Origin of the sequence: Microbacterium sp. (assembly GCF_031988965.1) — a bacterium.
In the GTDB taxonomy this organism is placed as follows: domain Bacteria; phylum Actinomycetota; class Actinomycetes; order Actinomycetales; family Microbacteriaceae; genus Microbacterium.
The window spans coordinates 1-19,104 of sequence record NZ_DALZXX010000047.1 but is presented as its reverse complement, the minus strand read 5'-3'; the positions used below and the strand labels follow the sequence as shown (position 1 = coordinate 19,104).

The 19,104-nt window shown below is 67.4% G+C and carries 20 protein-coding genes; 15 read left to right on the top strand and 5 right to left on the bottom strand.

All coding sequences use genetic code 11. From position 1 onward, the window contains the following. Positions 1 to 2,015, top strand: a 2,015-nt coding sequence (locus tag RTM68_RS10020) for a fructose-specific PTS transporter subunit EIIC (RefSeq protein ID WP_312170499.1), incomplete at its 5' end; no start/stop codon positions are given. Between the two features lie 65 nt (positions 2,016 to 2,080). After that, on the top strand, positions 2,081 to 2,350 hold the full coding sequence (locus RTM68_RS10015) for an HPr family phosphocarrier protein (protein WP_312170498.1): 270 nt from the start codon (positions 2,081 to 2,083) through the stop codon (positions 2,348 to 2,350). 67 nt (positions 2,351 to 2,417) lie between these two features. Here RTM68_RS10015 and RTM68_RS10010 read toward each other — a convergent pair whose 3' ends face one another. Then, positions 2,418 to 3,221, bottom strand: a complete 804-nt coding sequence (locus tag RTM68_RS10010; RefSeq protein ID WP_312170496.1) for a DeoR/GlpR family DNA-binding transcription regulator — start codon at positions 3,219 to 3,221, stop codon at positions 2,418 to 2,420. Positions 3,222 to 3,465: 244 nt separating this feature from the next. On the opposite strand from RTM68_RS10010, the gene RTM68_RS10005 reads away from it, so the two are divergent. From RTM68_RS10005 to RTM68_RS09955, 11 genes are all read left to right on the top strand, one after another. Further along, positions 3,466 to 4,761: a sugar ABC transporter substrate-binding protein gene (locus RTM68_RS10005; RefSeq protein WP_312170494.1), complete on the top strand. Its 1,296-nt coding sequence runs from the start codon at positions 3,466 to 3,468 to the stop codon at positions 4,759 to 4,761. Positions 4,762 to 4,843: 82 nt separating this feature from the next. Beyond that, complete coding sequence (locus RTM68_RS10000) at positions 4,844 to 5,767, top strand: carbohydrate ABC transporter permease (RefSeq protein ID WP_194764574.1); 924 nt, start codon at positions 4,844 to 4,846, stop codon at positions 5,765 to 5,767. 2 nt (positions 5,768 to 5,769) lie between these two features. Continuing rightward, positions 5,770 to 6,615: a carbohydrate ABC transporter permease gene (locus tag RTM68_RS09995; RefSeq protein WP_194764573.1), complete on the top strand. Its 846-nt coding sequence runs from the start codon at positions 5,770 to 5,772 to the stop codon at positions 6,613 to 6,615. A gap of 46 nt (positions 6,616 to 6,661) precedes the next feature. Next, positions 6,662 to 7,525, top strand: a complete 864-nt coding sequence (locus RTM68_RS09990; RefSeq protein ID WP_194764572.1) for a ketose-bisphosphate aldolase — start codon at positions 6,662 to 6,664, stop codon at positions 7,523 to 7,525. 30 nt (positions 7,526 to 7,555) lie between these two features. Beyond that, complete coding sequence (locus RTM68_RS09985) at positions 7,556 to 8,752, top strand: ADP-dependent glucokinase/phosphofructokinase (RefSeq protein WP_312170493.1); 1,197 nt, start codon at positions 7,556 to 7,558, stop codon at positions 8,750 to 8,752. Continuing rightward, positions 8,749 to 9,726 (top strand): carbohydrate kinase, encoded by a 978-nt coding sequence (locus RTM68_RS09980; protein ID WP_312170491.1) that lies wholly within the window; start codon positions 8,749 to 8,751, stop codon positions 9,724 to 9,726. Before RTM68_RS09985 ends, RTM68_RS09980 begins: the two co-directional genes overlap by 4 nt. A gap of 40 nt (positions 9,727 to 9,766) precedes the next feature. Further along, complete coding sequence (locus RTM68_RS09975; RefSeq protein ID WP_312170489.1) at positions 9,767 to 10,279, top strand: DUF3817 domain-containing protein; 513 nt, start codon at positions 9,767 to 9,769, stop codon at positions 10,277 to 10,279. After that, entirely contained in the window at positions 10,276 to 11,862 is a 1,587-nt protein-coding gene (guaA, locus tag RTM68_RS09970) for a glutamine-hydrolyzing GMP synthase (RefSeq protein WP_312170488.1), read from the top strand. Before RTM68_RS09975 ends, guaA begins: the two co-directional genes overlap by 4 nt. An 87-nt stretch (positions 11,863 to 11,949) precedes the next feature. Then, positions 11,950 to 12,888 carry an L-lactate dehydrogenase gene (locus tag RTM68_RS09965; protein WP_312170486.1) on the top strand — a complete coding sequence of 313 codons (939 nt, stop codon included), beginning with the start codon at positions 11,950 to 11,952 and terminating at the stop codon, positions 12,886 to 12,888. Positions 12,889 to 13,002: 114 nt separating this feature from the next. After that, positions 13,003 to 13,431, top strand: coding sequence for a YciI family protein (locus RTM68_RS09960; RefSeq protein ID WP_210097230.1), 429 nt, complete (start codon positions 13,003 to 13,005; stop codon positions 13,429 to 13,431). Position 13,432: 1 nt separating this feature from the next. Continuing rightward, on the top strand, positions 13,433 to 14,722 hold the full coding sequence (locus RTM68_RS09955; protein ID WP_312170484.1) for an RNA polymerase sigma factor: 1,290 nt from the start codon (positions 13,433 to 13,435) through the stop codon (positions 14,720 to 14,722). 84 nt (positions 14,723 to 14,806) lie between these two features. On the opposite strand, the gene RTM68_RS09950 is transcribed toward RTM68_RS09955, so the two are convergent. Beyond that, a complete protein-coding gene (locus RTM68_RS09950; RefSeq protein ID WP_210097234.1) occupies positions 14,807 to 15,079 on the bottom strand; it encodes a GlsB/YeaQ/YmgE family stress response membrane protein in 273 nt (90 codons plus the stop codon). Positions 15,080 to 15,237: 158 nt separating this feature from the next. Then, the gene (locus RTM68_RS09945) at positions 15,238 to 16,167 is read right to left on the bottom strand and encodes a Bax inhibitor-1/YccA family protein (RefSeq protein WP_312170480.1); all 930 of its coding nucleotides are present in this window, start codon (positions 16,165 to 16,167) and stop codon (positions 15,238 to 15,240) included. A gap of 87 nt (positions 16,168 to 16,254) precedes the next feature. Here RTM68_RS09945 and RTM68_RS09940 point away from each other — a divergent pair, with 87 nt between their 5' ends. Then, positions 16,255 to 17,241 carry a glycerophosphodiester phosphodiesterase family protein gene (locus tag RTM68_RS09940; RefSeq protein WP_312170478.1) on the top strand — a complete coding sequence of 329 codons (987 nt, stop codon included), beginning with the start codon at positions 16,255 to 16,257 and terminating at the stop codon, positions 17,239 to 17,241. Between the two features lie 9 nt (positions 17,242 to 17,250). Here the strand turns inward: RTM68_RS09940 and RTM68_RS09935 are convergent, their stop codons facing one another. Both RTM68_RS09935 and RTM68_RS09930 read right to left on the bottom strand, forming a co-directional pair. Beyond that, positions 17,251 to 17,712 (bottom strand): hemerythrin domain-containing protein, encoded by a 462-nt coding sequence (locus tag RTM68_RS09935; protein ID WP_312170476.1) that lies wholly within the window; start codon positions 17,710 to 17,712, stop codon positions 17,251 to 17,253. Positions 17,713 to 17,744: 32 nt separating this feature from the next. After that, positions 17,745 to 18,140 carry a YccF domain-containing protein gene (locus RTM68_RS09930; RefSeq protein ID WP_312170474.1) on the bottom strand — a complete coding sequence of 132 codons (396 nt, stop codon included), beginning with the start codon at positions 18,138 to 18,140 and terminating at the stop codon, positions 17,745 to 17,747. Between the two features lie 98 nt (positions 18,141 to 18,238). Between RTM68_RS09930 and RTM68_RS09925 the strand changes: the two genes are divergently transcribed. After that, a partial coding sequence (locus RTM68_RS09925) for an ABC transporter ATP-binding protein (protein WP_312170472.1) occupies positions 18,239 to 19,104 on the top strand: 866 nt, incomplete at its 3' end.

Here is a 19,104-nt window from a genome sequence, read left to right as displayed (position 1 = left end):
TCGTCAGCATCGACGCGCCGCTCGGCACCGACAAGGCCGCGGTCATCCGCGCTCTCGCAGAGCGGGTCGCCGCGCAGGGCCGTGCCAGCAGCGGCGAGGGCCTCTTCGCGGATGCCTGGGCGCGCGAAGAGAAGGACGAGACCGGCCTTCCGGGCGGAATCGCGATCCCGCACGCGAAGAGCGCCTCGGTGACGATCCCCAGCCTGGCCTTCGCGCGGCTCACCCCCGGCGTCGACTTCGGCGCGCCGGACGGTCCCGCCGACCTGGTCTTCCTCATCGCGGCGCCCGACACTGCAGCGGAAGCGCACCTCGCGATGCTCTCGAAGCTCGCTCGCAGCCTCATGCAGGAGGAGTTCACTGGGGCCCTGCGTGCTGCCGGTTCGGCTGACGAGGTGGTGCGCATCGTCGATGCCGCGATCGCGGATGAGCCCGCTGCCGACTCTCCGGCCGACGCACCCGACACACAGCCGGCCACCGAGTCCACATCGTCCGCGAGAGAAGCAGGGTCGCGCGCCAGGATCGTCGCGGTCACCGCGTGTGCCACCGGCATCGCCCACACCTTCATGGCGGCCGATGCGCTCACCGCGGCCGGCCGCGAGCAGGGGGTCGACCTCGTCGTCGAACCACAGGGCTCGAGCGGATACAAGGCGCTGCCGCAGAGCGTGATCGACCAGGCGGATGCCGTGATCTTCGCGGTCGACGTCGACGTGCGCGAACAGGAGCGCTTCGCCGGGAAGCCGGTCGTGCGCTCGGGCGTGAAGCGCGGCATCGAGGAACCGAAGCAGCTCATCGCCGAGGCGATCGCCGCCGCGGCCGACCCTGCGGCTGCGAAGGTCTCGGGATCGGCGGCGTCTTCCGCATCCGGTGCCTCGTCCACGGCCGCGCCGCAGTCGCTGGGCCGCAGGATCCAGCGCATCCTGCTCACCGGCGTGAGTTACATGATCCCCTTCGTCGCGGGTGGCGGTCTGCTCATCGCCCTCGGCTTCCTGTTCGGCGGCTACGAGGTGAACGCCGACAACCAGGCGTTCACCGTGATCCTCGAGAACGCGCTGTGGGATCTGCCTGCGGGTGGGCTCGGCCAGTACATCGGATCGGTGCTGTTCGTGATCGGCGCGACCTCGATGGGGTTCCTGGTCTCTGCTCTCTCGGGCTACATCGCCTTCGCGATCGCGGACCGGCCCGGTATCGCGCCCGGCTTCGTCGCGGGCGCCGTCGCGGTGCTCATGAACGCCGGCTTCATCGGCGGCATCGTCGGAGGTCTTCTCGCCGGAACGGTCGCATGGGCCATCGGTCGCATCGACGCACCACGGTGGCTGCGGGGCCTCATGCCGGTCGTCATCATCCCGCTCCTCGCATCGCTGGCGGCATCCGGCCTGATGCTGCTGTTCCTCGGTCGTCCCATCGCCTGGCTGATGCTCGTGCTGAACGAGTGGCTGACGGGTCTCGCCGGCACCTCCGGAATCGTCCTGGTGGGCGTGATCCTGGGTCTCATGATGTGCTTCGATCTCGGGGGCCCGGTCAACAAGGTGGCATACGCGTTCGCGACGGCGGGACTCGCCTCGGCCTCGACCGAGAACCCCACCCCGTACCTCATCATGGCCGCCGTGATGTGCGCGGGAATGGTTCCTCCGCTCGCGATGGCTCTCGCGTCGACCGTGCTCGACCGCCGTCTCTTCACTCCCGTCGAGCGCGAGAACGGTGTCGCGGCGTGGCTCCTGGGCGCCTCGTTCATCAGCGAGGGTGCGATTCCCTTCGCCGCGGCCGACCCGCTGCGCGTGATCCCCGCCTCGATGCTCGGCGGTGCGGTGACCGGTGCGCTGAGCATGGCGCTGTCGGTGCAGTCGCTGGCCCCGCACGGCGGCATCTTCGTCTTCTTCGCGATCGATCCCATCTGGGGCTTCCTGCTCGCGCTGGTGGCGGGAACCCTCGTCAGTGCGTTCGCAGTGATCGGCCTGAAGCGCTTCGCGCGGTCGAAGACCTCGAGCGACGCATCCCTCGCCGCTGCGGCGGCCTGACCACCGGCGCGAAACTCGCGTCGGCATACGAACGAGAAGAAACGAAACGAAGGAGAGAGATCGAAATGGCAGAACGACAGGCGATCATCGCGAGCGGCTCCGGCCTGCACGCTCGTCCGGCGAAGCTGTTCGTGGCAGCGGTGCAGGAGAAGGGCATCCCCGTCACGATCTCGGCCGGCGGTGGAGCGGAACTGAACGCGGGAAGCATCCTGGCCCTCATGGGCCTGGGCGCTTCGAAGGGGACGACCGTCACCCTGCGCTCCGAGGCCGATGGTGCGGAGCAGGTGCTCGACGAGCTCGCGGCTCTGCTCGAGACGGATCTCGACGCCGTCTGAGCGACGTCACATCACGCGAGACGACTGCACGGTCTCGCGTCCGTCGTCAGCCCCTGAACACGCAGTGTCAGGGGCTGACGACCTCGACCTCGGCCTGCGCGAGCGCCGCGGCGAACTCGGGGTCGGGGGCGGCGTCGGTGACCAGGTAGTCAGCACGATCGAGGGTCGCCACCTGCGCGAACAGCCGTCGCCCGACCTTCGACGAGTCGGCGAGGATGGCGGTGCGCTCGGCACGATGGATCATCTCGGCCATCATGTTGGCGTCTCCCATGTTGGAGGTCGAGAATCCGGCTGCGTCGATCGCCCCGACGGCGATCAGCGCCAGGTCGCATCGGATGTCGACCTCGGGTCCGCCCGGGGTCATCGTGAAGGTGACGGGTCCGGTGGTCGCCTGCGTGATGGCGCGCACCGCTCCGCCGAACACGTAGAGGTCGCGGAACACCGACGGCGAGATCTCGGCGGGGATCCGCAGGTTGTTCGTCGCGATCGTGAGGTCGCGGTGATTGCGCAGTGCACGCGCGAGGGCGAGAGTGGTCGTGCCGGCGTTGAGCATGACGACAGCACCGTCGTCGATCAACCCGGCGGCGAGACGGGCGATCTTCTCCTTCTCCTCGGTCTGCATCCGCAGACGCACGTCGAGCGCCCGGTCCTTGAGCTGTGCTTCGGCGCTGACCGCGCCGCCGTGGGTTCGAACGACCACACCTTCGCGATCGAGCTGGTCGAGGTCGCGACGGATGGTGTCGATCGAGACGCGGAAGTGCTCTGCGAGACCACCGACGGTCACTTCGCCGACCTGTTCGACAAAGGCGGCGAGATCGGCCTTGCGGCCCGCGGGGAGTCGGCGCTTCGGCGACGGTGCGGTTGCTTCCATGCACTCATCTCTAGCACAGCCGAATGAAAAATCGGCAGACTTCGGCATAAATCGGTACCGGAGTTGCGGTCCAGCCGCCTGCCCGACCGCGGGATTTCGGGACGCGAGCGAGAGTCGGCCGTCGCCGAGGACGGTTTCTCGAGGTAAATGCTTGACGTTCCTGCAAATGTCGGCATAACATGGCTCAAAACCGCACGAACGAGCATAGAAGCGCTGTGCGGCACGATCTCGAAGAGGAGAAGTGATGATCACAGTGGGGCGAGGGCGACGCATTCTGAAGCTCGCCGGCGCAGCGACAGCAGCCGTGACAGTCCTGGCCGTGGCGGGGTGCGCGGCAGGCGACAGCGGAACCGATGGATCCGATGGCGGAGACGTCACCATCGAGTTCGCGCAGTGGTGGGAGCCCGAGCTCCCCGACGGTGAGTTCCGGGCGCTCATCGACGAGTTCGAAGACGCCAACCCGGGCATCACGGTCAAGCTCGTCAGCGGACCGTACGCATCGACCAAGGAGCAGCTGTTCGCAGGAGCCGCATCCGGCACCATGCCGGATGTCGTCGGACTCGACGGCGCGTGGGTCAACGACTTCGCGTCGCAGGGTGTGATCTCCGATCTCACGGCTCTCATGGAGGAGTACGACTACGACGACAGCGAGCTGGCGAGCCAGATCCAGGTCGACGGCAGCACCTACATGATCCCGGTCGTGAACTTCGTCTACCCGATGTTCACGAACGACACCCTGCTGGCGGACGCGGGCGTCACCGCCCCGCCCGCCACCCGCACCGAGTTCGCGGATGCGGCATCGAAGGTCTCGGCACTCGGCGGCGACGTCTCGGGCTGGGTCCTCCCGCTCTCGCTCGAGGCGCCGAACGGCGTGCAGAACGACGTCATGTCGTGGGTGTGGGCATCCGGCGGCTCGATGCTCGACGACGGCCAGCCCGACCTGACGAACGACGACGTCACCTCGGCGGTCGACTTCATCGGCGGCATGTGGGACGACGGCTCGATCGCCTCCGGTTCCTTCACCATGAAGGAGCAGGACAAGGTCGAGGAGTTCACCAACGGTCGCGTGGGCATGATGATCGACTCGCTCGCGCACATCAACCTGATCCGCGAGACGAACCCCGACCTGACCTTCTCGATCTCGGCGCTTCCCGCCGAAGACGGCTACGACGGCGAGCGCGGCATCCCCTACGCATCCTGGGGCATCGGCGTCGCCGAGAACTCGGAGCACAAGGAGGCCGCGTTCAAGCTGGTCGAGTTCCTGATGAGCGAGCAGACCAACTCGGAGCTCTCGACGATGGCGAATGCCTTCCCCGGCAATTCGAAGTCGGTTCCCGGATTCGTCGAGGATGACGAGCTGTTCAAGCAGGCGTTCGAGATCTACCAGGCGGGATACCCGGCGAACGAGTTCACCGGACTGCCCGTGGCGGAGGAACTGATGCGGCAGCTCGGCGAGCAGCTGCAGTCGGCCTTCGACGGTCAGCAGTCGATCGACGACGCGCTCAAGAAGGCGCAGGAGAGCTGGAAAGCGGAGTTCTGATCACCCGCTTCCCGAATGAACGGGGTGCCGCATCGCTCCCGATGCGATGCGGCACCCGACCAACCAAGGAGCCATGCTTCCCATGAGTCTGAGAACAGTCGACGACACCGAGGTGATCGTCACCGGGGTCCCGATGTCCCGGCGCAGGCGGCAGCTGCGCAAGACCACCGAGTCGTACGCCTTCCTCTCGCCGACGATCATCCTGCTGTTCGTCCTGATGATCGTTCCGATCGTCATGGTGATCGGGTACTCGTTCCAGGACAACGTGATCCTGAACAAGTCGCCTGAGTTCGTCGGCATCGGCAACTACGTCGAGATCCTGGGCGACCCGCGCTTCTGGAAGGCGACCGGCAACACGATCCTCTTCACGGTGACGAGTGTGGTCGCGCACCTGGTGCTCGGACTCGCCTTCGCGATGATGCTCAACAGCCCGCTGCTCGGCCGGTTCTCGCGCTCCTTCTTCCGGGCACTGTACGTGCTGCCGTGGCTGTTCACCGTGGCGGTGATCGCCGTGCTGTGGCGGATGCTCCTCGCCCCGAACGGCGTCGTGAACTTCCTGCTCAACACCGACATCGAGTGGCTCGCGTCACCGCAGCTCGCGCTCGGAACGATCATCTTCATCAACATCTGGGCCGGCTACCCCTTCTTCATGGTGAGTCTGCTGGCCGGCCTCCAGGGCATCCCGAACGAGCTGAACGAGGCCGCCACAGTCGACGGCGCGGGGGCCATCCAGAGGTTCTGGAACGTCACCATCCCGCAGCTGCGGCCGATCATCGTCAGCCTCGTGCTCCTCGATCTGATCTGGACCTCGCAGCAGTTCGCCCTGATCTGGATGACCACCGGCGGCGGACCGATCGACGTGACCGAGGTGCTCAGCACCTTCACGTACAAGCTCGCCTTCGCCAAGTACGACTTCTCGCTCGCGGCGACCTCCGCCGTGCTGGTCCTGCTCATGTCGATGGTGCTCGCCGTCTTCTACGTCCGTCACCAGAAAGCGAGGGACTGATCATGGCTCTCACGGTTCAGAACCAGCGTCGCGTCGCCAAGACCGGCGTCATGATCGGCCTCATCCTCGGTGCCGTGTTCGCCGCGGGCCCCGTGCTCTGGATGCTCTCGAGCTCGTTCAAGTCGAACACCCAGATCTTCGAGCTGCCGCCCCGACTGGTCACCGACACGTTCTCTTTCGATGCGTACATCGCGATCTTCACGAACCCCGAGACGATGCGGTTCTTCCTGAACAGCTACGTCGTCGCCGGCTCCGTCACGATCCTGACCCTGCTCGTCGCGATCCAGGCGGCCTACGCGTTCAGCCGCTTCGACTTCCGCGGCAAGCGCATCCTGAACGTCGTGATCGTCAGCGTGCAGGCCGTGCCGCCGATCACGCTACTGATCCCGTATTTCGGGTTGATGGTCGCCCTCGGTCTCTACAACTCGTACCTCGGGCTGATCCTCACCTACATGGTGTTCACGCTGCCCTACGCGATCATCATGATGACCGGCTACTTCAACACCCTTCCGAAGGAGCTCGACGAGGCCGTCCGAGTCGACGGTGCCGGGTCCATGACCGCCCTGTGGCGCATCCTGGTGCCCATCTCGATCCCCGGCATCGTGTCGGTCGGCATCTACACCTTCATGATCGCGTGGAACGAGTACCTGTTCGCGCTGACGCTCACCCGCACGATCGACATGCGCACGGTGCCCATCGGCATCCAGCTGCTCATGGGCCAGCACTCGTACGAGTGGAACCAGATCATGGCGATGAGCGTGCTCGGCTCCATCCCCGTGCTCATCCTCTTCCTCTTCTTCCAGCGGTACTTCATCAGCGGTCTCACGGCGGGGTCCGTGAAGAGCTGACGTCGCGCCGACGGATCCCCGACCACCACGAAAACAGGAGAATCACGTGCTCTACACCGGCAAATCCATCCTCGATGTCGCCAACGAGAACAACTTCGCCATCCCGGCGTTCAACATCAGCGACTGGGCGATGTTCAACGGCATCATGGATGTCAGCGAAGAGAAGTCGGCCCCGGTCATCATCGCCATCCACCCCGACGAGGTGTCGCACATCACCACCGACCTGATCGTCGCGATGCACTCCCGAGCACACCGCTCGAGCGTGCCCGTCGCCATCCACTGGGACCACGGCGGCAGCTACGAGCAGATCATCACCGCGATCAAGGCGGGCTTCACCTCGGTCATGATCGACGCGTCCCTGCTGCCGTTCGACGAGAACGTGGCGCTGACCCGCAAGGTCGTCGACGCCGCGCATGCCGTGGGGATCCAGGTGGAGGGCGAGCTCGGCACGATCGGCGCGAACGACAGCTACGGCGAGTCCGGCGCGGCCGAGATCATCTACACGAACCCCGCCGACGCGGTGCGCTTCGTCGAGGAGACCGGGGTCGACAGCCTCGCGATCGCGATCGGCACCTCGCACGGCCTGTACCCGAGCGACAAGAACCCCGAGCTTCGTCATGACCTGCTCGAGGAGATCAAGGCGGCAGTCGGCATCCCGCTCGTGCTGCACGGCGGGTCGTCGAACCCGGACGCCGAGCTGCGCCGCGCGGTCGAGCTGGGCGTCAACAAGATCAACATCTCCAGCGACATCAAGGTCTCGTACCACGACCGCATGCGCGAGGTGCTCGGCACCGACCGTCGTCTGCGCGAGCCGAACGCGATCCAGCCGGCGGCGCTCGAGGCCATGAAGGCCACTGCTGCGGAGAAGATCGACCTGTTCGGCGCAGACGGCAAGGCGACGCTGTACTGATCTGCGGACAATCGGAGGATGATCGGCGACGTGGACAGAACGCTCGTGCTCGGACTCGGCGGCACCGTCGACTATGAGCTCATGTGGGATTCGTCGGTGTTCGACAGGCTCGCGCACGCCCACGGCGTGCGGCGGCACGAGCTGACGACCACGGCGCCGATCACCGACGAACGCTCGCTGCTGGTGGCGGTCCTCGCATTCGTCGCCTCGGGAACCGGAGCGGAGCGATTCGTGGCTTCGTCTGACGTCATCGAGGACTTCGTCTCGCACTTCGCGTACGAGATCACGCTCGGGGGAACCGGGGTGCGCGCGGGGCTCGTCCTCGACGCCCTCGGCATCCCCAGCGTGCAGCACCTCGTGAGCATCGACGACAACGTGCGTCGGCTGCTCCCCGGCGCGATCTCGTACATCTGCTCGGCGACCGAGGACACCCTCGATCCGCATCTCATCGTGCAGTACCCGGTCGGTGCGCACGTGCGGCTCACCGACGGCGACGTCCTTTCGCCAGCGCCCAATCGGCTGATCTTCGCGAACGACCCGCCGAACCGGCGGATGCTGCTCTCGGAGGATCTGCCCGCGACCCTGGCTGACGCCGGGGTGTTCCTCGTCTCGGGGTTCAACACCATGCAGGATCACGACCTGCTCGAGCTGCGACTCGCCGACGTGCAGCGGGCGATGCAGAGCCTTCCCGGCGACGCGCTCGTCTACTACGAGGATGCCGGCTTCTACACGCGCGACTTCGCGGACACCGTGCGCGCACGGCTGCTGCCGCGCATCGACGTCTACGGCATGAACGAGGACGAGTTGCAGGAGTACCTCGGTCGGGCGGTGAACCTTCTCGACAGAGGCGACGTGATCCGGGCCCTTCGCGAGGTCCACACGATCATGCCCGCGCGAGCGCTGGTCGTCCACACCCGTTACTGGGCGATCGCGACAGGGCCGGGTGCCGGTCGGCACCGCGCCGCGCTCGAGAGCGCCGTGCGCGTCGCCGCCACGCGGTATCGCGTCGGCGACGGGCTGACAGCCGCCGATGTTGACGTCACCGACACGATGCCCCGGCACGGGGGAGGAGAATCCCTCGTCGCCGCCGTCGAGGAGGCCCTGCCCGGCGCCGTCGGCGTCGCGGCGTTCTCGCTCGACGTCGCGACCCCGACCACCGTCGGCCTCGGAGACACGTTCGTCGGCGGATTCCTCGCCGGTGTCGTGCGATCGAAGGAGAGCGTGTGAACCCCATCCTGCTGCCGTCCAACCGTCCGGCTGAGCGCTTCTACCGGGGTGGCGCGCGCATCAGCGCCTTCCGCGGCGAAGAGGGCACCGCGCCCCGCGAACCGGAGGACTGGATCGGTTCGACGACCACCGTCAACGGCGAGCCCGCGCTGGGGCTCACCACGCTTCCCGACGGGCGTGTGCTGCGCGACGCGATCGAGCAGGATCCGATCGCCTGGCTGGGTGACGAACACGTCGCACGGTGGGGTGCCGACACGAGACTTCTGGTGAAGCTGCTGGATGCCGGACAGCGGCTGCCCGTGCACGCGCACCCGCACGACGACTTCGCTGCGAGGCACCTCGGGCGGGCGCACGGCAAGGCCGAGGCCTGGTACATCCTGCAGGGCGGCACGGTGCACGTCGGCCTGAAGGAGGACGTGGACGCCTCTGTGCTCGCCGACCTCGTGACGCGGCAGGACGTCACCGCGCTGCTCGGTCTGCTGCACGAGATCGCGGTGGCCGAAGGCGACGTCGTCTGGGTGCCGCCGGGTGAGCTGCACGCGATCGGCGCCGGCATCCTGCTTCTCGAACTGCAGCAGCCCGAAGACCTGTCGATCCTGCTCGAGTGGGAGGACTTCGCGATCGACGGTGCCGCGCTCGGCCATCTCGGGCTCGGCTTCGATCTCGCGCTCGCCGCGGTGAACCGGCGGGGGCGATCGGACGTCGAGATCTCGACGCTCGTGAGCACGGCTCCCGCATCCGGATCCGCCTTCCCCGCTGCCGCCGACGAGTACTTCCGGCTCGAACGCATCCCGGTCGACGGCTCCGTCGTCATCGAACCGGGATTCTCGATCGTGGTCGTGAGCGAGGGTCGCATCGCGATCGACGGCGAGCTGTCCTCGGCCGGGGCCGCCCTTCTCGTTCCCCACGCCGCGGGAGCGCTCGAGGCGAGCGGTCACGGCGAGCTTCTCGTGGCCCGCCCGTCGGCGTCCTGAGCCGGAATCGACGCGGATTCTCCCCGGCTAGACTGGTGTCATGCCCGAACCGAAAGTCGCCAGCTTTCCGGCGATCCGCGGTGCGCTGAAGTTCTACCAGATCGCGTCGATCATCACCGGAGTCATGCTGCTCCTGCTGCTCGCCGAGATGGTGCTCAAGTACACGCCGATCCACCTCGAACTCTTCGCGGGAGGCTCAGGCGGACCCCTCTGGTTCGCCGGGGTGCTCGCCGGCCCCGACTGCCAATGGTGGTCGCTCTTCGCTCCGTGGACGAACTCGTGCGAGATGACCTCTCTCGGAGACGGCGTCAACCTGTCGCTGTTCATCCTGGTCGCGCACGGCTGGTTCTACGTGGTGTACCTCTTCGCGTGCTTCCGCGTATGGAGTCTCATGCGCTGGCCGTTCCCGCGATTCATCCTGCTCGCCCTCGGCGGTATCGTTCCGCTGCTCTCCTTCTTCATGGAGGCGATCGTGGCGCGCGAGGTCAAGACCTATCTCTCCACTCGCGAGGCCGCCGAGGCCTCCGCCCCTGCCACGGAAGGTGTCCGGTGACCGAACAGTCCGAGACCCAGCAGCGCCCTGCGCTCGTCGTCGACTTCGGCGCGCAGTACGCGCAGCTGATCGCCCGCCGCGTGCGTGAGGCGGGTGTCTACAGCGAGATCGTGCCGCACACCGCCACGGCCGCCGAGATCGCCGAGAAGAACCCGGTCGCGATCATCCTCTCGGGTGGTCCCTCGTCGGTGTACGAGGAGGGCGCTCCGCGCCTCGACCCCGCGGTCTTCGAGCTCGGGGTTCCCACCCTGGGAATCTGCTACGGCTTCCAGTACATGGCGCAGACGCTCGGCGGCGAGGTCGCGAACACCGGCCTCCGCGAGTACGGCGCCACGGATGCCGTGATCTCCGGCGACGGCGGCACGCTGCTCGGCGGCCAGCCTGCCGAGCAGAACGTGTGGATGAGCCACGGCGACCAGGTCGCCAAGGCTCCCGAGGGCTTCGACGTGCTCGCCACGACCGACGCCACCAAGGTCGCGGCGTTCGCGAACGAGGAGCGCGGCTTCTACGGCGTGCAGTGGCACCCCGAGGTCAAGCACTCCGATCACGGCCAGCAGGTGCTCGAGAACTTCCTGCACAAGGGCGCGGGCCTCGCGTCCGATTGGAACAGCGGCAACGTGATCGCCGAGCAGATCGAGCGCATCCGCGAGCAGGTCGGTGACGCCCGTGTCATCTCCGCCCTCTCGGGCGGCGTCGACTCCGCCGTCTCGACTGCTCTCGTGCACAAGGCCATCGGCGACCAGCTCACCGCGGTGTTCGTCGACCACGGGCTGCTCCGCAAGGGAGAGCGCGAGCAGGTCGAGAAGGACTACGTAGAGTCCACCGGCGTCCGTCTGATCACGGTCGACGCGGCCGACACCTTCCTCGGTCACCTCCAGGGCGTGACCGATCCCGAGGAGAAGCGCAAGATCATCGGGCGCGAGTTCATCCGCGCGTTCGAGAAGGTGCAGCTCGACCTCGTCGCCGAGGCCAAGGCCTCGGGCGGTGCGCCGGTCAAGTTCCTCGTGCAGGGCACGCTCTACCCCGACGTCGTCGAATCGGGCGGCGGTGCGGGTACGGCGAACATCAAGTCGCACCACAACGTGGGCGGTCTTCCCGACGACCTCGACTTCGAGCTCATCGAGCCGCTGCGCGCCCTGTTCAAGGACGAGGTCCGAGCGATCGGCCGCGAGCTCGGCATCCCCGAGGCGATCGTCGGCCGCCAGCCCTTCCCGGGACCGGGACTCGGCATCCGCATCATCGGCGAGGTCACGCAGGACCGTCTCGAGATCCTGCGCGAGGCCGACGCCATCGCGCGTGAGGAACTCACCAGGGCCGGCCTCGACCAGGAGATCTGGCAGTGCCCCGTCGTGCTGCTCGCCGACGTCCGCTCGGTGGGTGTGCAGGGCGACGGTCGCACCTACGGGCACCCGATCGTGCTGCGTCCGGTGTCGAGCGAAGACGCCATGACCGCCGACTGGACGCGCCTGCCCTACGACGTGCTGTCGAAGATCTCGAACCGCATCACCAACGGCGTCCGCGACGTCAACCGCGTCGTGCTCGACGTGACGTCGAAGCCGCCGGGGACCATCGAGTGGGAGTGAGCGCTCTGCGTACGCTCCGGTGACATCGAACGGGCATGGACCATCACGGTCCGTGCCCGTTCGCGGTATTTCGGGCAGGATGAGCGTATGACCAAGGCGCGGACGAAGATCACGGTTATCGGTGCGGGCAGTGTGGGGGTGAGCGTCGCGTATGCGGCGCTGATCCGGGGGAGTGCAGCCGAGGTCGCGCTCTACGACATCGCGACCGACAAGGTGGATGCCGAGGTGCTCGACCTCGCGCACGGCACGCAGTTCACCTCTGCCGCGGTGAGCGGAGGGTCCGACCTCTCCGTGGTCGACGGCAGCGATGTGATCGTCGTGACGGCCGGTGCGAAACAGCAGCCCGGCCAGACTCGCATGGAGCTCTCGGGAATCAATGCTCATCTGCTCCAGACCCTCATGCCGCAGCTGGTCGAGCGCGCTCCTGACGCGGTGTTCATCATCGTCACGAACCCGGCCGACGTGATGACGGTCGTCGCACAGCGCGTCTCGGGTCTTCCGCCGCATCGGGTGTTCGGGTCGGGTACTGTGCTCGACACGTCGCGGCTGCGCTGGCGTCTCGCGCATCGGGCGAACGTGAGCACGGCGAGCGTGCACGCCGACATCGTGGGCGAGCACGGCGACACCGAGTTCCCGCTCTGGTCGAACGCGACGATCGGCTCCGTGCCGATCCTCGACTGGCCCGCCGACGAGCCCTTCACCACCGAGGAGCTCGACCGCATCGCGATCGAAGTGCGGGATGCCGCCTACGCGGTCATCCGTGGCAAGGGCGCCACCAACCTCGCGATCGGTGTCAGCTGCGCCCGCATCGCCGAGGCGGTGCTGCGCGACGAGCGGGCGGTGCTTCCCGTCGCGACGGTGCTCGACGGCGAGTACGGCATCGACGGTGTGGCGCTGTCGGTGCCCTCGGTCGTGGGGGCTGCGGGTGCGGTGCCCCTGGCGGAGACGCCCATGAACGAGCATGAGCTGAGCCTGCTGCGGGCTTCCGCCGACGCGATCCGGGCGGCGATCGACGAACTCGGCTGACCCCGTTCGCAGAAAGTTCCAGAGATTTCGTCGAGGATGTCGATCCGGGTCTTTCCCGTTCGACGTCTTCATTGAGAGGGTCGAGAAACGGCCCCGATCACTGAGGAGAACATCATGAAGTACATGCTGATCATGCGCTCGAACGACGAAGCGGTCGAGGCGTACAAGGAGATGCCGTTCGAAGAGGTCATCGCGGCCATGGGCGCCTACAACGAGTCGATGATCAAGGCCGGCGTGCTGGCGGCGGGCGAGGGGCTCAGCGACGCCGCCGAGGGCTTCGTCGTCGACTTCAGCGCCGAGACGCCCCTCATCACCGACGGCCCCTACGGAGAGACGAAGGAGCTGTTCAACGGCTTCTGGATCCTCGAGGTGTCCAGTCGTGAAGAGGCGGCGGAGTGGGCCAGCCGGGCGCCGCTCGGCAAGGGTTCGTTCCTCGAGGTGCGACGCGTGACCGACGAGTCCGACTTCCCGGCCGACAACGAGTGGATCGAGAAGGAGAAGGGCTGGCGCGAAGAGGAAGAGGCGCGTCGAGCTCAGCAGTGAGATGACCGACCGGGCACTCAGCGAGACGGCCCCCTCCGCACGCGACGAGAGTGTGCGGAGGGCCGTCGCCGCGGTGTGGCGCATCGAGTCGGCGAAGATCGTCGCGACCCTCACCCGGGTGGTCGGCGACTTCAGCCTCGCGGAGGACCTCGCGCAGGAGGCTTTGCTCGATGCCCTGAGGCAGTGGCCGACCGAGGGCGTCCCGCGCAACGGCGCGGCGTGGCTGACGGCCGTCGCGAAGCGCAAGGCGATCGACGGCTGGCGGCGCCGTGAGCGGCTGGACGAGCGGATGGCGGTGATCGCGCACGACCTGGAGCGCGAGCAGGCTGAGGCCGCGGACGCGCCTCCCTGGGACCCGGATGCCGTCGACGACGACGTGCTCCGGCTGATCTTCATCTCGTGCCACCCTGTGCTCTCGCGGGAGGCGCAGGTGGCGCTGACCCTGCGGGTGGTGGGTGGTCTGTCGAGTGAGGAGATCGCTCGGGCGTTCCTCGTGCCGACGGCCACGGTGCAGCAGCGCATCGTCCGTGCGAAGAAGACCCTCGCCGCCGCGCATGTGCCCTTCGAGATGCCGTCCCGCGATGAGCATGCGGCGAGGCTCGGCGCGATCCTGGGCGTGCTGTACCTGATCTTCAACGAGGGCCATGCGGCCAGCAGCGGTCCGGAGTGGATGCGCCCGGAGCTGAGTCTCGAGGCGATCCGGCTCACCCGTGTTCTCGCGGCGCTGATGCCCCGAGAACGCGACGCGCACAGCCTCCTCGCGCTCATGGAGCTGACCGCCGCCCGGTTCCCCGCTCGCGTCGACAAGCACGGAGAACCGGTGCTGCTCGCCGACCAGGACCGACGCCGCTGGGATCGCAGCCGCATCGCACGAGGGCGCGCCGCGCTGGCGACCGCGGATGCGCTCGGCTCCGGTCGCGGCCACTACGGCCTGCAGGCGGCGATCGCGGAGTGCCATGCGCTCGCGGCATCCGTCGACGAGACCGACTGGGAGCGCATCGTCCTGCTGTACGAAGCGCTCGGACGCATCGCGCCGTCGCCGGTCGTCGAGCTCAATCGGGCGGCGGCCGTGGCGATGGCGACCGGCCCGGCATCCGCACTGCGCATCATCGATCAGCTCTCGGCATCCGGCGCTTTGGCCGGTTACCACCTGCTGCCGGCGACACGAGGCGAGCTGCTCCTGCGTCTCGGCCGCGATGAGGAGGCCCGCAGCGAGTTCGCCGTGGCAGCTGCTCTCGCCGGCAATGATCGTGAACGCGCGCTTCTCGAGGCCAAGGCCGCGGAGCGCTGACGGCAGACGCACGAAGAACCGCCCTCGTCCGAAGCAGCGCTTCCGACGAGGGCGGTTCTGTTCATCGCGCGATGCGCGATGTGGTCAGCTGCGGGCCTTGCTGCCGCGGTTGACGACGAGGCCGTAGATCAGCAGCACGATGATCGAGCCGCCGATGGCGAGGAGCCACGTGCCCAGGTCCCAGAACTCCGTGAGGGGACGGTTCAGGATCAGGCTTCCGAGCCATCCTCCGAGCAGTGCGCCCACGACGCCGAGCAGGAGGGTGATGAACCATCCGCCGCCCTGCTTGCCGGGAAGGATCAGCTTCGCGATGGCTCCGGCGATCAGGCCGAGAAGAAGGAATCCGAGAAAGCTCATGTTCAGCTCCTTTGTTTCGTGAGCCCCGGGGTGCCAGGGCTCGTGTGATCCACTGTGCCCTCCCAGCCGATTATCAGCCAACCCCTTGCGCCGAGACCTCCAGGTGTGCGAAGAGGCCCGCCTCCGACAGGAGACGGGCCTCTTCGAGCGACCGTAGGTCAGTTGTTGCCGCGGGCGATCGCGATGATGCGCAGGATCTCGACGTACAGCCAGACGACCGTGACCATGATGCCGAAGGCGCCGAGCCAGCCGTACTTGCGGGGAGCGCCGTTGCGCACGCCCTGCTGGATCTGGTCGAAGTCGAGCACCAGCGAGTACGCGGCCATGATGACGACGAGCACGCCGATGATGAGGCCGAGCGGGATGCCGAGGATCTCGACCTTGCTGAGCAGGCCGAAGGCTGCGCCTTCGCCGAGGACGCCGGTCCAGGTGAGGACCACGTTGAGCAGCGAGAACACGAGGTAGCCGACCATCGCGATCATGAAGATCTTGGTGGCCTTCTTCGACGCGCGGATCTTGCCGCTCGCGAAGAGCGCCAGGGTCACACCGACCACCGAGACGGTGGCGAGAGTGGCCTGGAAGACGATGCCGGGGTAGAGGACCTCGAAGAACGCCGAGATGCCTCCGATGAACAGACCCTCGAACGCCGCGTACGCGAAGATCAGCGCGGGGCGCACCTTCTTGCGCGAGGTGAACGAGATGACCATCGCGAGCACGAAACCACCGAGCGCACCGACGATCCACGGCAGCAGGTTCGGCTGGAACTGGTTGTACGGGTTCTGCTCAGGGGCGGCGACGCCGCCGAGTGTCAGGAACCAGCCGACGGCTGCGGTGACGAGCAGGATTCCGAAGAGTCCGGCGGTCTTCCAGACGGTGTCCTCGACGGACATGCGGTCGGTCTCGATGGCGCCGGCGGGCGGAGCGGCGTACATGCCCTCCAGCTGCGCGTTCGCAGCGGCGTCCATGGTGCCGTGCTGGAACGATGCTGCCTGTGCCCCCTGAGCGCCCTGCGGCGCGCCCGGGTAGGTCGCGACATTCCGCGGATCCTGCTGCTGGAACGCCGGGTTGTTGAAGGCGAAGTTGCTCATGTGGGCCTCACTCCAAAGTGGGTTGTAGGTCTCTTTCCTCAACGATAGCCGGAATGCGGGTTCATCAGGGTGTCCTACGCTGAGAGCGTGCCCAGGAAATCGCCTCTCGTGATCGGGCACCGCGGTGCGCCCGGTTACCGTCCCGAACACAGTCGCTCCTCCTACGAGCTGGCGCTCGCGATGGGCGTGGATGCGGTCGAACCCGATGTCGTGGCGACGAAGGACGGCGTGCTCGTCGTGCGGCACGAGAACGAGATCTCCGGCACGACCGATGTCGCGGAGCATCCGAAGTTCGCCGATCGCAAGACGACCAAACGGGTCGACGGTGAGGCCCTGACAGGGTGGTTCACCGAGGACTTCACGTGGGACGAGCTCGCGACGCTGCACAGTCGCGAGCGGCTGCCCGACGTGCGCGCGTCGAGTGCGAGCTTCGACGGGTCGCAGGCGATCCTGCGTCTCATCGACGTGCTCGACATCGTGCGAGAGGGGTCCGCCGAGTACGGGCGCGAGATCGGCGTCGTGCTGGAGGTCAAGCACGCCACCTACTTCGCGAGCATCGGTCTCGACCTCGCGCCGCTGATCGCCCGGGATCTGCGTACGGCCGGCTGGGCGGACGGCGAGCTGCCGCTGATCGTCGAGTCCTTCGAGTCCACGGTGCTCGCGCAGCTCAAGGACCTGGGTGTCGCGGCATCGTACGTCTACCTCATCGAAGCCGCCGGGCGGCCGTACGATCTCTTCGTCGCGCACGGATCGAAGGGGCAGACCTACAAGGAGGCCGTCACCTCCGAGGGCCTCGACAGCTGGGCTCGGGTCGTCGACGGCATCAGCGTCGACAAGCGGATGCTGCTGGCGAAAGGCAACACGATCGTCGCCGACGCCCATGCCAGGGGGCTCACGGTCTTCACGTGGACATGTCGTCCCGAGAACAGGTTCCTGGCTGCGGAGTTCCGTGCAGGCGGGGGCAAGAGCGCCTACGGCGACTACGAGGCGGAGTGGGGCGTGATCGCGCGCACCGGAGTGGACGGCGTGTTCGTCGACCATCCGGATCTCGGCGTCGGCTTCTTCCGCGACTGAGCCGACTTCTCAGAGCGGGCCGAGAACCTCGGCCACTGCACGGTCGAGGTGCAGCGCGCGCAGCGGTGCCAGGATCTCGCGCTCCTCGAAGCGGAAGTGGGATTCCATGATCGCGGCGATGCCGTCGAGATGCCGCTCGATCGCGCCGGCGCTCTCGCCGACCTCGACGGCGGTGCGCAGCCCGCCGAGCAGATTCGAGAGCATGGAATGGTCCTGCATCAGCTTGTCGATGACATCCCCCAACTCGGGGTGCTCCTCGCGCAGCGCCGGGAACAGCTTCCGGTCCTCGCTCCGGTGGTGCCCATCGAGGGCGGAGCAGAAGCCGATGCAGAACAGCGCGAGGTCGGAGGCGGCGTCCGGGGCATCGTCGCCCTCGTCGATGGCCGCTCTCGTCGCCTCCAGGGCCGCGCGAAGACGGGTGTGGGCCCGGCGGAGCTCGGCGTCCCAGGCGATCAGGCGGTCGGCATCCATCGCGGCCAGTCTAGGTCGGTCGCGCGGATCCGTCAGAGGGTGCGGTCGAACGCGCCGCGTCGCGGCACGATCTCCTTGCCGAGCGGCATCAGCGAGACCGGGACCATCTTGAAGTCGGCGATGCCCATCGGAATGCCGATGATCGTGACGCAGAGCAGGAGGCCCGACACGATGTGGCCGATGGCGAGCCACCACCCGGCCAGGATCACCCAGAGGACGTTGCCCAGGAACGAGCCGACTCCTGAGGTGGGCTTGCTGACGATCTCGCGACCGAACGGCCAGATCGCATAGCGCGCGATGCGGAACGACGCGATCGCCCACGGAATCGTCACGATCGGGATGCACAGCAGGATGCCCGCGAGCATGTAGCCGAGGAAGAGGCCGAGTCCGGCGAAGATGAGCCAGATGATGTTCAGGATCGTGCGCACGACACGATTCTCCCACCGACGCCTGAGCATCTGCCTGTTCGCCGAGGATCCGCTTCGGCCTCGCGGACTCGGGTCGGTGTCGATGCCAGACTGACCGCATGACCGGAATCATCGTCGACAGCGTCAGCAGATCCTTCGGGAGCGTCCACGCGGTGCGAGCCGCGACATTACGGGCAGAACCGGGGCGGGTGACCGGACTCGTGGGCCCCAACGGCGCAGGCAAGACGACGCTGCTGCTCATGCTCGCGTCTCTGCTGGCTCCCGATGCCGGCTCCATCCGCATCGGCGGGGTGGACCCCTCGGAAGACCCGCTCGCGGCGCGACGGATGCTCGGATGGATGCCGGACTCCCTCGGGGCCTGGCCCTCGCTCACCGCACGCGAGACGATCACGACGACGGCGCGGCTCTACGGCATCCCGCCGCAGGAGGCGTCGGCCAAGGCGTCGCAGCTGCTCGAACTGGTGGATCTCGGTGCTCTCGCCGACTCTCCGGCGAAGGTGCTCTCCCGCGGGCAGAAGCAGAAGCTCGGACTCGCCCGTGCGCTCGTGCACGATCCGCAGGTGCTCCTGCTCGACGAACCTGCGTCCGGTCTCGACCCGGAGGCGCGGATCCAGCTTCGTGTCCTGCTGCGACGATTCGCCGCAGAGGGGCGTACCGTCCTGATCTCCAGCCACATCCTCTCGGAGCTGGAAGAGGTCGTCGACGACGCTGTGTTCCTCGTGGCCGGGTCGGTCGTCGACGCCGCTCCGGCGCAGGCGGCGGGGCGCGCGTGGCGGGTGCGATTGGTCGGAGCGGATGCCGCACGGCAGAACGCGGACTCGTGGCAGGTGGCGCAGACTCTCGGCATCCCCCTGGAGTCGCTCGGTGCCGACCGCGGGGGATTGCTCGTCGGCTTCGAGAGTGAGGACGCGGCCGCCCTCGGGCTGCATGCCCTGGTGCACGCCGGGCTCAGGGTCTCGGAGTT